This is a genomic window from Bacillus sp. H1a (assembly GCF_000633475.1).
GTDB classification, from domain to species: Bacteria; Bacillota; Bacilli; order Bacillales; family Bacillaceae_G; genus Bacillus_A; species Bacillus_A paramycoides.
In genome coordinates this window covers 24,380-36,599 of the sequence record NZ_AYMH01000021.1, presented here as the reverse complement: position 1 = coordinate 36,599, position 12,220 = coordinate 24,380, and the positions used below count along the sequence as shown (strand labels likewise).

Annotated in this window: 17 protein-coding genes; 14 read left to right on the top strand and 3 right to left on the bottom strand. The window is 33.8% G+C overall.

Translation table 11 applies throughout. From position 1 onward, the window contains the following. Positions 1-22 precede the first annotated feature (22 nt). On the top strand, positions 23-625 hold the full coding sequence (locus tag U860_RS0110705; protein ID WP_025148514.1) for a class I SAM-dependent methyltransferase: 603 nt from the start codon (positions 23-25) through the stop codon (positions 623-625). Between the two features lie 59 nt (positions 626-684). Here U860_RS0110705 and U860_RS0110700 read toward each other — a convergent pair whose 3' ends face one another. After that, positions 685-1,182 carry a hypothetical protein gene (locus tag U860_RS0110700; protein ID WP_025148513.1) on the bottom strand — a complete coding sequence of 166 codons (498 nt, stop codon included), beginning with the start codon at positions 1,180-1,182 and terminating at the stop codon, positions 685-687. 251 nt (positions 1,183-1,433) lie between these two features. On the opposite strand from U860_RS0110700, the gene U860_RS0110695 reads away from it, so the two are divergent. From U860_RS0110695 to U860_RS0110660, 8 genes are all read left to right on the top strand, one after another. Further along, positions 1,434-2,198 (top strand): DeoR/GlpR family DNA-binding transcription regulator, encoded by a 765-nt coding sequence (locus U860_RS0110695; protein WP_025148512.1) that lies wholly within the window; start codon positions 1,434-1,436, stop codon positions 2,196-2,198. A gap of 18 nt (positions 2,199-2,216) precedes the next feature. After that, positions 2,217-2,813 carry a GNAT family N-acetyltransferase gene (locus U860_RS0110690; protein ID WP_025148511.1) on the top strand — a complete coding sequence of 199 codons (597 nt, stop codon included), beginning with the start codon at positions 2,217-2,219 and terminating at the stop codon, positions 2,811-2,813. After that, positions 2,786-3,127, top strand: coding sequence for an NIPSNAP family protein (locus U860_RS0110685; protein WP_025148510.1), 342 nt, complete (start codon positions 2,786-2,788; stop codon positions 3,125-3,127). The genes U860_RS0110690 and U860_RS0110685 overlap by 28 nt, the downstream gene beginning before the upstream one ends. Before the next feature lie 14 nt (positions 3,128-3,141). Next, positions 3,142-3,315: a hypothetical protein gene (locus U860_RS35830; protein ID WP_025148509.1), complete on the top strand. Its 174-nt coding sequence runs from the start codon at positions 3,142-3,144 to the stop codon at positions 3,313-3,315. Between the two features lie 123 nt (positions 3,316-3,438). Then, positions 3,439-5,289 (top strand): sigma-54-dependent Fis family transcriptional regulator, encoded by a 1,851-nt coding sequence (locus U860_RS0110675; RefSeq protein WP_025148508.1) that lies wholly within the window; start codon positions 3,439-3,441, stop codon positions 5,287-5,289. Between the two features lie 115 nt (positions 5,290-5,404). Further along, the gene (locus U860_RS0110670) at positions 5,405-5,650 is read left to right on the top strand and encodes a DUF3977 family protein (protein ID WP_025148507.1); all 246 of its coding nucleotides are present in this window, start codon (positions 5,405-5,407) and stop codon (positions 5,648-5,650) included. A 21-nt stretch (positions 5,651-5,671) separates the two neighbouring features. Next, on the top strand, positions 5,672-5,893 hold the full coding sequence (locus tag U860_RS0110665; RefSeq protein ID WP_029952939.1) for a DUF3953 domain-containing protein: 222 nt from the start codon (positions 5,672-5,674) through the stop codon (positions 5,891-5,893). Positions 5,894-5,999: 106 nt separating this feature from the next. Continuing rightward, positions 6,000-6,437: an NUDIX domain-containing protein gene (locus U860_RS0110660; RefSeq protein WP_025148506.1), complete on the top strand. Its 438-nt coding sequence runs from the start codon at positions 6,000-6,002 to the stop codon at positions 6,435-6,437. Between the two features lie 35 nt (positions 6,438-6,472). Here the strand turns inward: U860_RS0110660 and U860_RS0110655 are convergent, their stop codons facing one another. Further along, positions 6,473-7,084 carry a TetR/AcrR family transcriptional regulator gene (locus U860_RS0110655; RefSeq protein ID WP_025148505.1) on the bottom strand — a complete coding sequence of 204 codons (612 nt, stop codon included), beginning with the start codon at positions 7,082-7,084 and terminating at the stop codon, positions 6,473-6,475. 159 nt (positions 7,085-7,243) lie between these two features. Between U860_RS0110655 and kynU the strand changes: the two genes are divergently transcribed. The 5 genes from kynU to U860_RS0110630 all read left to right on the top strand — a co-directional run bounded on the left by kynU (position 7,244) and on the right by U860_RS0110630 (position 11,798). Beyond that, a complete protein-coding gene (gene kynU / locus U860_RS0110650) occupies positions 7,244-8,530 on the top strand; it encodes a kynureninase (protein ID WP_025148504.1) in 1,287 nt (428 codons plus the stop codon). Positions 8,531-8,532: 2 nt separating this feature from the next. Continuing rightward, positions 8,533-9,162, top strand: a complete 630-nt coding sequence (kynB, locus tag U860_RS0110645) for an arylformamidase (RefSeq protein WP_025148503.1) — start codon at positions 8,533-8,535, stop codon at positions 9,160-9,162. A 31-nt stretch (positions 9,163-9,193) separates the two neighbouring features. Then, the gene (gene kynA, locus U860_RS0110640) at positions 9,194-10,033 is read left to right on the top strand and encodes a tryptophan 2,3-dioxygenase (RefSeq protein WP_025148502.1); all 840 of its coding nucleotides are present in this window, start codon (positions 9,194-9,196) and stop codon (positions 10,031-10,033) included. 194 nt (positions 10,034-10,227) lie between these two features. After that, complete coding sequence (locus U860_RS0110635) at positions 10,228-11,142, top strand: serine hydrolase (protein ID WP_025148501.1); 915 nt, start codon at positions 10,228-10,230, stop codon at positions 11,140-11,142. A 20-nt stretch (positions 11,143-11,162) separates the two neighbouring features. Next, positions 11,163-11,798, top strand: coding sequence for a Pr6Pr family membrane protein (locus U860_RS0110630; RefSeq protein WP_025148500.1), 636 nt, complete (start codon positions 11,163-11,165; stop codon positions 11,796-11,798). 55 nt (positions 11,799-11,853) lie between these two features. Here the strand turns inward: U860_RS0110630 and U860_RS0110625 are convergent, their stop codons facing one another. Beyond that, positions 11,854-12,186 carry a DUF3889 domain-containing protein gene (locus U860_RS0110625; protein WP_025148499.1) on the bottom strand — a complete coding sequence of 111 codons (333 nt, stop codon included), beginning with the start codon at positions 12,184-12,186 and terminating at the stop codon, positions 11,854-11,856. Positions 12,187-12,220: the final 34 nt, after the last annotated feature.

Below are 12,220 nucleotides of genomic sequence, written 5' to 3'. Positions count from 1 at the left end.
TATGTAGAAGGAGGAGAAGAAAATGAATAATTTTTGGGATGATCGATTTAAATCGGATGAATATTTTTATGGAGAAGAACCTAATACGTTTATTCAAGAACAAGCATTTCGTTTGGCAAATCACAATAAAGTAATAGCTTTCGCAGAGGGAGAAGGTAGAAATGCTGTTTTTCTAACAAGACAAGGACACGAGGTAATAGCTATCGATTATTCGGAGGGTGGATTAGAGAAAACAAAAAAATTAGCCGAGAAGCATAACGTAAAAGTGCATACAAAAAAGGTAGATTTACTAGCTGATAGTTTGCCAGCTAATGAATTCGATGCGGCAATTATGGTATTTGGACATTTTCATACTGATAATCAAAGAATGATATTAAATAAAATGATTCATACGATAAAGCCTGGTGGATTAATAATGATTGAAGTTTACTCGAAACAGCAATTAAATTATGGTACTGGTGGGCCAAAAGATATTGATATGCTGTATGATCCAATTGATATTCTTACTTGGTGTGAAGGGCATGAGGTGATTCATTTCTTTAATGGAGAACAAGAGCGAATTGAAGGGAAAGGACATACTGGTTTAGCTCATGTTATTCAAGTTGTTATTAGAAAATCAATGTAAATGTTGTTGGAAGTTGAATACTTGAATGTAAAAAGACCAGCCATTTAAGACTGGTCTTTTTATTTAGATACTAAATTATCAAGCTTCCAATATGTATTTGTTAATGGAGCAACTTTACTATCTATGTACAAATACATATTATTTAAATCTTTTGGTGAAGTTTTCATATTAAATATAATGTCAGTAGTTAAAGAGAACTCGAGTGGAACATTTTTATATTTCTCATCATCTACTGGATGAACTTCACCTTCATATTTTTGACCAGTTTTTTCATCTTTTATGAAATATTTTATTTCTGAAAGATCAATAGTTTTTCCGTCGGCTCGAACATTATTAATCATAACACGAGTTGAAAGGCGCCACTCTTTGTCTATTTTTTCAAATTTTGCATTTTCAACAGTTGCTCTATAGTATTCGTTTTTAACTATTTCCCCATAGTGCATTGCATTCTTTTCGAGAGCGCTCTTTTCTTGTTTTGGTGTAGTACTTCCATTACATCCTGCCATTATTCCTATAAATAATAATGCTGTACAAGTTACTTTAATTAAAGAGTTCATAGTAATTCCTTTCTGTATTAAAAAGTAAAACGTAGGAATAATTTTACATCAATAGGAAAATAAATGTAAGTCTTTTTGTGGAATATGCAAATATGCATTTATTTGGTGTTAAAATTAATGAAATAGAAAGAGAGAAAAAACTCGCATAAAGCTGGGAAAATAAGAATTGAAAATATTGTAAAACGGAAGAAACGTGCATATAATTAACATGAAGTTTAAATTTCTGAATCTTCAATAACGGTGGTGGGAACATGTTTACTGAAGAACGTCGAGAGAACATTTTAGAACTACTTAAGAAAGATGGAAGAGTAATCGCAAAGGATCTTGCGGAAAGGTTCGATATGTCTATCGATTCTATAAGAAGAGATCTGTCAATAATGGAGAAAGATTGTTTATTAAAAAGAACACACGGGGGCGCGGTTGAACTTGCACGAGTGAGAAATTTAGCTGCTGAACCATCTAAACGTTATAGTGATAGTTCAATATATGAGGAAGCAATTGCTAAAGTTGCTGCTTCCTATATACAAGAAGCAGAGTCAGTTTTTATTGGTGGGGCTTCAGTTCATTGTGCTATGTTAAAGTTTTTACCCGAAACATCATTTACAGTTATAACAAATTCTATAGAGGTAGCTAGTAAATTGCGGGAATGTAAGAATATTGATACATATTTAATTGGTGGTAAGGTGAAAAATTCAGGAAATATTACTGATACACTTGCCTCTGAGTCAATTGGAAGTTTTTCTATTGATGTTAACTTTTCTACAGGTGGAGGCATTTCATTAAATGGTATAAGTACTGTGACACCTGAAGTTGCTTATTTTAATAAAAGGGTAAGTGAAATTGCCAGAAGAAATATTTGTTTAGCACCCCATAATAAACTTGGAATAGATTGCTTTATAAAAGGAGAGTCACTAAACGAAATTGACCTTATTATAACAGACGAAGAGGCTAGTAAAGAAACCATTCAGGAATTTGAGAAACAAGGTAAACAAATTGTAATAGCGCCAATGTGCTAAATTTGAAAGGAGTTTGTAATGATTATAAAAGAGCAAAAGTTTCATATAAATGGCTTAGTTTATACAATTCGTTCCGCAGCTGAGACAGATGCAGATCAGTTATCGAAACTACGAGTACAGATTGATGGAGAAACTGAAAATATGGATAGAGAAGGTGGGGAAGGGTTCATAGATATGGTAGGATTTCAACAAATCATAAAAACGGATACTGAAAAACCGAGAAATCTCTTTTTAATTGTAGAAGTTCACAAGCGAATCGTTGGATTTTCAAGATGTGAAGGATCTGATTTAAAGAGGTTGTCACATAAAGTTGAATTCGGTGTTTGTATTTTAAAAGAGTTTTGGGGATACGGAATGGGTAAGAATCTATTACTACAATCTATTAATTGGGCTGATGAAAATGAAGTGAAAAAGATATTATTACAAGTGCTAGAGACAAATAAGAAAGCCATTCAGCTTTATAAAAAGGTAGGTTTTGAAGTGGAAGGTGTTCTAAAAAATGATAAAAGGCTGACGGATGGTAATTATTATAATACGGTAGTAATGGGACGGCTTACGGATAGTTTTCATAAAAGAGGTGAAGAGGTATGTTTTACAGAAGGAAGTACTATATAGTAAAAAATAAATTCTTAGAAATATTTAATGATCATTTCAATAACACAAATTTACCTAATCAAATAAAGTATAGTTCTCGACTAATAGGACGCTGGATGAAAGATAATAATGATGGTACGACTGAAGTGTTTGCAATATGGGAATATGATAGTTATAAAGATTATGAAGAAATTGAAACGAAAATTAAAAATGATGAGATGCATGTTAGAAGAATACATGATTGGTATGAAAAGCATGGCGGGAAAGAATATGTTTTACAGGAGTATATATTAGAGATGAAAAATGAAGAGTTAATATGTACTGTAAAGCGATAGAGGGATGAAGCCTAATGGAAATTAGAACGAAATTATATATTAGTTTAGCATCTACTATTTTATTCGCAATAGCAGTGGTAGTTTTCTTTATAAATAACAATCCGCAAAAATGGTTTTGGTTATGTATTTTATTTGGAGCCATTATACAAAATATAGTTCTACTAAAAAAGAATAAAGAATTGAATTAAGATATTCAAATTATTAACATATTTGTGTCGTCTTTCCAGTTTCGTTGAAAACGCTTTTATCCAGTTTTATAATAAAGGTATGTTTTTATAAATCTCCAAAATAATTAAAGGGGAGATGATACGATGTTAGCTTCACCGTTTTACTTACATACATGGAAAAGGTTTGTTGATGAAGGTGTTCTTGATTCGAATCGTATGAACCAAAGAATTTCAGAATCGTGGCATCGATGTAAGCAGGCTAATGTTAATCCTCATATGAATAAAGGTCAGAATATTTTGTTTTCTAACGTTTTTCAAGATCAAAAGAAAAAGAGTGAAATTTTCCTTGATATAGCAATACCCCAAATACAAAATATGAAAAAAACAATTGATGAACTACAAATGATGGCTTTATTAATTGATCCAGATGGTTATGTTCTATCGTTAAGTGGAAACCAACAAACGTTAAAACGAGCGAAACATATTAATTTCATTGAAGGTGTGAAATGGACGGAAGCAGCTGTTGGCACAAATGCGATAGGAACAGCACTAGAAATTGAAGAAGCTATTATGATAAGTGGTACAGAGCATTATTCCGTTGCATCACATAGCTGGAGTTGTGCAGCCGCTCCCATTCATAACGATGATGGGAAATTAATTGGTGCTCTAGATTTCTCATGTCCAATTGAGTTTTCGCATCCATATATGCTCGGCATGGTAACTTCGATTGCACATGCGATTGAACGTGAATGTAGTATTCGAGTACATCAAAATGAACTACACTTAATTCACCGTTTTTTAGATGTAATTGATAGTGATGAACAAGTAGTTGTTTGCAATCATCGTGATGTTATTGTTTCAGCAAGTAAGCGAATTCGTGATCGAGTATCTAATTGGTCGCGAATGAAACTTGAAAATTTAATGCAAAATGGATTGAAAATTAAATTAGAAGTACCTGTATATAGTAATGATAGATTGATAGGGAAATGTATTTATTTAAAGGAAAATAAACAAACGAATGTACATTCTACTTTCCCGTTAATGAAAGGGATTTCTTTTCCTGGAGTTATTGGGACAAGCAATGCCTTTCAACATACATTAGAAGAAATTAAGCTTGTTTCACCGACTGACGCTAGTGTATATGTATGTGGTGAAACAGGTGTAGGGAAAGAATATGTTGCGAGATCTATTCATGAAAATAGTCCAAGAAAAAAGGGTCCTTTTATAGCCGTTAACTGCGGTTCATTGCCGAAAGAGCTAATGGAAAGTGAATTGTTTGGTTATGCTGAAGGAGCGTTTACAGGTGCGCGACGTCAAGGATATAAAGGGAAATTTGAACAAGCGGACGGAGGAACGATATTTTTAGATGAAATTGGTGAAGTACCACCAGAGATGCAAGTAGCGCTATTGCGTGTTTTACAAGAACGAACAGTAACGCCGTTAGGAAGCTCAAAAGAAATCCCGGTTAATATTCGCGTTATTACAGCGACGCATAAAGATTTAGTACGATTAGTAGAGGAAGGGAAATTCCGTCAAGATTTATATTATCGTTTACACGTTTATCCGATATACGTTCCATCATTATCAGAAGGAAATGAAGACATCCCATATTTCATACAAGATTTTTGTGAGCGAAAACAATGGAATGTTCAATTCCCTACTAGCATTTGTAAGCAATTTTCACAACATAAATGGCCAGGAAATATAAGAGAATTATTAAATGTACTAGAACGTATTTACATTTTGTCGCAAGGACGGGAAATATGCGAAAAGCAAATGTCATTTTTATTACAGACGATGATGGGAAATCAAAAACAACTTGAGTTGCAAACTGAAAATAAAGAGGAACATACGCTGAATTTTCGTGAAAAAATACAGCGCGATAGCATGATTGAAGCACTACAAAAGACGAACGGAAATGTTTCATTAGCTGCTAAACTATTAGATGTGCCCCGTAGTACATTTTATAAGCGAATGCAAAAATTTAGGCTATAAAAGTAGATTTTTGTAATCTACTTTTTCTTTATGTGCTCAAGTTCTGTCGGAATGTGCGCTTACCAGGGAAATAATAGAATAGTTAGAAAAAAGATTCCCTAAAGGAGGTTAGTAAGTGAAGTATATTGAAGTTGGGATCGGAAATAGATGGTTCGTTCGGACGGAAACGGAGAATAAGGATGGGACTGAATTTGAGGAACGAGGAATTGTAAAACCCATTTACTTTGAGTCTTTATATGTACGAGTTTGGTTTCGAAAAACGTGTTTTATTTTTGATACGAAAGAAGGGTTTAAGAAAGTAAGAAAAAGTAGAGATGAGTATAAGTTTATTGTTGGAATTGTGAGTAGGTTAAAACAATAGAATAAAACAGGGGGTGTTCTTATGATTAGAATTACCACCTTCATACTCGCAATTATTGTATTGGGCTATTCCATTTATAGTTGGAATGATGATTCGAAGCAAAGTTTGCTCATTTTACAATTACTGTTAGGTTTTATGCTTGTTAGTATGGGGATACAAAACGTTAAGAAGGATGAAAAAGAGAATAAGAATATGGGGATTTTGCTTTTACTTACATCGATATTTTGTATCATTATATGGTAAATAAAATATTTTAAATAAACCATTACTTAACATATTGAGTATTGGTTTATTTTTTTGAAGGTTTCTCATTAAAAATTTCAGTATTTATCAAAGGAGAGAAAATCAAATGCCGATGTCATTATATTATAAAAGACTTCGCGAAAAATTAGGATCTGAACTAATTTTTATGCCGAGTATAGCTGCTGTTATTAAAAACGAGCAAGGGGAAATCTTATTTCAATATCCTGGAGGAGAATACTGGAGTTTGCCAGCAGGGGCAATCGAACCAGGAGAAACACCAGAAGAAGCGGTTGTTAGAGAAGTGTGGGAAGAAACAGGATTGAAAGTACAAGTGAAAAAAGAAAAAGGGGTATTTGGAGGGAAAGAATTCCGTCATACATATTCGAATGGAGATCAAGTAGAATATATTGTTATTGTATTTGAGTGTGAAGTTGTCGGGGGAGAGTTGAAAGCGATAGATGGAGAAACCTTAAAACTACAATATTTCCCCTTATCTGAAAGGCCACCATTAGCATTACCGTATCCCGATAAAATATTTTTATAGATGTAAAATAGCACACCATATGAATAAAGAGTGTGCTATTTATATAGCCCTGTCGTATACATTACCGTTAACGTATGTACCACTTCTTCTAAATCTAGTTCTTTATCATTTTGCACAATTTCCCAAAGAAACATTTCATTCATTGCGAACCAACCACGTGCTACAATTTCTTTATTTAATTCAGGGTGTGCCAATTTATTTTCTTGAGAGTAAGTAATATCCTGGGTAATACTTTTTATAAAGCGTTCGCGAATTTCATTCCATTTTTGACGTATCTCTTTTGACAATCCTATTGCTTCGTCCATAACTTGCAAAATAGCTCGTTCTTCTTCCGCTAATTGTAAGAATGCTCTAACTTGATTTTGAATCATATCACGTGCTTCTACATTTGTTTGAGGTGAAAAAGTGCGTTCAGCAATATCATAAAAGCGATTCATAACATCTTCCATCAAAACGATAAGGAGATCATCTTTGTTTTTAAAGTATACATATGCAGTTCCGTAACCAGTTTCTGCATGTTTAATAATTTGCGTGATTGTCGTTTTCTGAAATCCGTTATTTATAAAGATAGTATAACCGGAATGTAATAGTTTCTTTTTTGTTTCTAAGGAGCGGTGTTTTCTTGTTGAAAGAGCAGAGTTTTTCAAAGAACCACCTCTTTATACTGAAATATCTGAAAATATAATTGTATTGTAAAAGAAGTTTGTATATAAAGTCAACTGACATAATATCATTGACGTTATATCAATTTCAGTGATATATTTCAATTAGTTAGAATAAAAAGAAAATTAAAAGAAGGTGACACCATGTATAAAGAACCATTTCAACCAACTTATGAGTATGCGCTTGAATGTGATAAACATGATGAACTGAAAGATTTTCAAACTGAATTTTATAAAAAAGAAGGAACAATATATTTAGATGGGAACTCATTAGGTTTGCTTTCAAAACGAGCAGAGAAATCGCTACTTACTTTGCTAGATTCATGGAAAGAGTATGGAATTGATGGATGGACTGAAGGAGAACATCCTTGGTTCTTCTTATCAGAAAAGCTAGGAGAATTGACTGCACCTCTTATTGGATCTTTACCAGAAGAGACAATTGTAACCGGTTCCACGACAACGAATATTCATCAAGTAATCGCAACCTTCTATGAACCGAAAGGGATTCGTACAAAAATTCTTGCGGATGAATTAACGTTCCCGTCAGATATATACGCACTTCAAAGTCAAATTCGTTTAAAAGGATTAAATCCAGATGAGCATCTAGTTCAAGTGAAAAGTAGAGATGGTAGAACACTTTCAGAAGAAGATATAATTCATGCGATGACCGATGATATCGCTTTAATTTTATTGCCATCTGTGCTATATAGAAGCGGACAAATTCTAGATATGAAGCGATTAACAGCAGAAGCTCATAAACGTGGTATTCATATCGGTTTTGACTTATGTCATTCAATCGGCTCCATTCCGCATCATTTTAAAGAGTGGGATGTTGATTTCGCTGTATGGTGTAATTATAAATATTTAAATGCAGGGCCTGGTGGAGTTGCAGGATTATATGTGAATAAAAAACATTTTAATAGACTGCCAGGATTATCTGGTTGGTTTAGTTCTAGAAAAGATAAGCAGTTTGATATGGAACATTCATTAACTGCGGCAGACCATGCTGGAGCTTATCAAATAGGGACACCTCACGTATTAAGTACGGCGCCGTTAATCGGTTCACTTGAAATTTTTAAAGAAGCTGGCATTGAAAGGTTACGTGAAAAATCATTACATATTACGAGATACATGCTTAATTTAATTAAATATGAATTAAAAGATTTTGGATTTATAATTGGAAATCCGCTAGAGGATGAAAAACGAGGCGGGCATATTTATTTAGAACATGCTGAGGCGGCACGTATATGTAAAGCGTTAAAAGCAAATGGAGTGATTCCTGATTTTAGAGCTCCGAATGGAGTTCGTCTCGCACCGGTTGCTTTATACAATACGTATGAGGAAGTATGGAACTCTGTACAAATTTTAAAGAAAATTATGAAAGAGGAAGAATATAAAAAGTTTGAAAATAAGCGAGAGGTTGTGGCATAAGCATGAAAACATCGCAGTGGATTGATATCTCGCAACCGCTAAATAATGATATCGCAACGTGGCCAGGGGATACACCGTTCTCGTATGAAGTTTCATGGTCAAAAGAAGACAGTGGTTCAGTTAATGTCGGAAAGTTAACGATGAGTATTCATACTGGTACTCATATTGATGCACCTTTTCATTTCGATAATGACGGTAAGAAGGTGTTAGATTTAGATATAGACGTATATGTAGGTGCAGCACGAGTTATCGATGTTTCAGGGTTGGAGAGTATCGGTAAAAAGGAATTAGAAACATTTAATTTAGAAGGTGTAGGACGATTATTATTACGTACATCCTCACACGGTAAAGCGCAAGAGTTTCCAGAAGAAATCCCGTATTTACGTGCCGATATTGCCCCTTTTCTTTCAAGTAAGGGTATTCGTTTAATTGGGATAGATGTACCTTCTGTTGATCCTTTAGATGATAAAGAACTAGCAGCGCATCATCAATTATTTAAACACGGAATTCATATTTTAGAAAATGTCGTACTAGATGACGTAGTAGATGGCGATTACGAACTTATTGCATTACCACTTGCATTAACAGATGCAGATGGAAGTCCAGTTCGCGCTGTTATTAGACCAATATAAATAGAAATGTTAAAAGGGGCGTTTGACTAATATGAAAGAAAACGAAAAAGTAATTATGGAAAAAGGGATTCACACGGACTTTAAGGAAAATATGACGTATGGAGAGTATTTACAATTAGATAGTTTACTATCTTCTCAAAAGAGATTGTCCGATCATCATGATGAAATGTTATTTATCGTCATTCACCAAGCGAGTGAACTTTGGATGAAGCTTATTTTACACGAATTGAACGCAGCAATTGAATCTATTAAAAATGATAAATTGGCACCAGCATTTAAAATGTTAGCACGTGTATCAAAAATTCAGTCACAAATTATTCAATCTTGGGATATTCTTGCGACATTAACGCCATCAGAATATATTGAGTTTCGCGATTCACTTGGTCAGGCCTCAGGTTTTCAATCGTATCAATATCGAATGATTGAGTATGCACTTGGTTATAAAACACCACATGCGTTAAAAATTTATGAAAAAGATCCAGAATTACATGCTCGTCTTCATAAAGCGCTTCATGCGCCAAGTTTGTATGACGTTGCGATACAAGCGCTTGTTAAAGAAGGTTTCCCAATTCATAAAGATGTGTTAAATCGTGATATTACACAGCCTTACGAAGAGGATGCAACTGTAGAAGCTGCTTGGATAGAAGTATATGCGGACGTTAAGAAATATTGGGATTTATATCAGCTTGCAGAGAAATTAATTGATATTGAAGACTGGCTACAACAATGGCGCTTCCGTCATATGAAAACGGTAGAACGCATTATCGGTCATAAAATGGGAACAGGTGGATCTTCTGGCGTATCTTATTTAAAGCGAGTGCTTGATCAATGTTTCTTCCCAGAGCTTTGGAGCGTTCGAACTAAGTTATAAAAAATAAAACCTGATAGCTACTAAAGCTGTCAGGTTTTATTTTTTAGAGTTAATTTATTTGTCATCATATAAAATCTCCTTTCTAAATTTAAACATACAATAAAATCATGTGTTTTAATAGAGAAAGAAATATAAAATTGTATAAACAACAAATACTAAATAATCAAATAATCATTAAGATGGAGGAAGATTCTTTGAATTTCGAACAACTAGAAAATAAATTTAAAAAGAAAAAAGTTAATACATTCCTTGTTTATCAAAAGGGGGAATTAACGACTGAATACTATAAAACGATAGACTGTGCACATGACTTATATAAAATTAATTCAATTACAAAAAGTATCGTATCTATATTAATTGGTATCGCAATTGATAAAGGGTTAATAAACGATATACATACACCAATTACAACATGGATTCCAAATGTGCCAGAGGAAAAGAGAGAATTAACGCTTTATCATTTATTAACGATGACAACGGGAGAAGAGTGGAAAGAGTTTGGGAATGGGGTCGTTTTTCCAAATGACTTTGTGGATTCAGAAGACTGGGTACAATTCATTATAGAAAAGCCGCTCATTGAAGAAATGGGTACAAAAATGAATTATAATTCAGGTTCTTCACATTTACTTAGTTATATTATCCAAGAAGAAACTGGTATGTCGACAGAGCAGTTTGCCAAAAAATATTTATTTGGGCCGCTAGACATAAAGGAATACGAGTGGCAACAAGACCCGCAAGGTGTATATGTCGGCGGATTCGGCATGAAAATGAAATCTATAGATTTATTAAAGGTCGGAAAATTATGTTTGCAGAATGGATATTGGCAGGGGAATGAAATTGTATCATCGAAATGGTTAGAAGATTCAAGGGAGGCACTATTTGAAACGTATGAACACGTCGGAACATATGGATATCACTGGTGGGTATTAAATAACAAAAGATTTCACATACCGTATTGTATATATTTTGCTATGGGGTACGGAGGGCAATACATTATTATCATTCCGCAGTTAGAGCTCGTAGCTGTTATTAGTAGTCACATGCCGAAACGTGGCCTTGTACCATTAAAGTTATTTATAGAGCATGTAAAAGAGAATTCTAATTATTAATAAGAAGAGGGGGATGTATTATGAGAAGTGCAAAAACGATAGCGATTTATAGGCTGTTTTTAAGTCTTCTAGCGTTTAGTGCACTTATTACTCAATTTGTTACAAGGGCACAAGTGAAACCGTTCAATCCAGTTAACTTTTTTAGTTTCTTCACAATTGAAAGTAATATTTTAGTGGCAATAATTCTACTTTTAAGCAGTTTTGGAACAGCCACATTCGGGCGTTCGGAGCAGTTTGGAGTTCTTCGCGGTGCGGCAACAGTATACATACTAACAACAGGACTCATTTATTTTTTGTTATTAAGAGGATTAGAAGAATCACTTCAAACACCGATACCGTGGGTAAATACCGTGCTTCACTACATCATGCCATTAGCAATGATTTTAGATTGGGTTATAAATCCACCTACGAAGACCATTACATGGAAACAGGCTGCGAGTTGGCTTATTTTCCCGCTTTTATATGTTGTATATAGCTTAATACGTGGTCCATTCGTGAATTGGTACCCATATCCGTTTTTAGATCCGAGAATAGGTGGATATGGTAGAGTGTTTTTATATAGTATCGGAATAGCTGTTGTCATTGGGGCTATATGTGGGTTGGTAAAAATGTTAGGAAATCGGTCGTTGAAGATAAAAAACAATCCTCCTTATTAAAGATTTTGTATATAAAGAAACCTCTGTCTGTATTAAAGATAGAGGTTTCTTTGTTTTACCTACTTGTTTTATGAAAGGACATCTTTAGAAACTTCTCTGTTTTCGTATCAAACTCTACATCAACAAAAACACCATATTCTTTTCCATCCTCACGTAGCCACAATTTAAACTTTTCCACTGTTATTTGTACAGTTTTTGGTTTTCTACCTATATGAAGGTAATCAATAATCTCTGCTTTTGGATATTGTTCTTTCGTTTTTTCAACGGCCAGTTTACCCCATTTTGCATATGGTGGTTGTGCGTGAACGATAGATGGACCAGTATATATATTTGCACAAGTTGTGATTAAAAAAATTATAAATGCTGTACGTGTAATGAATTGCTTCATAATAAGCTCCTTTATTCTTTTTGTATATTGTTTA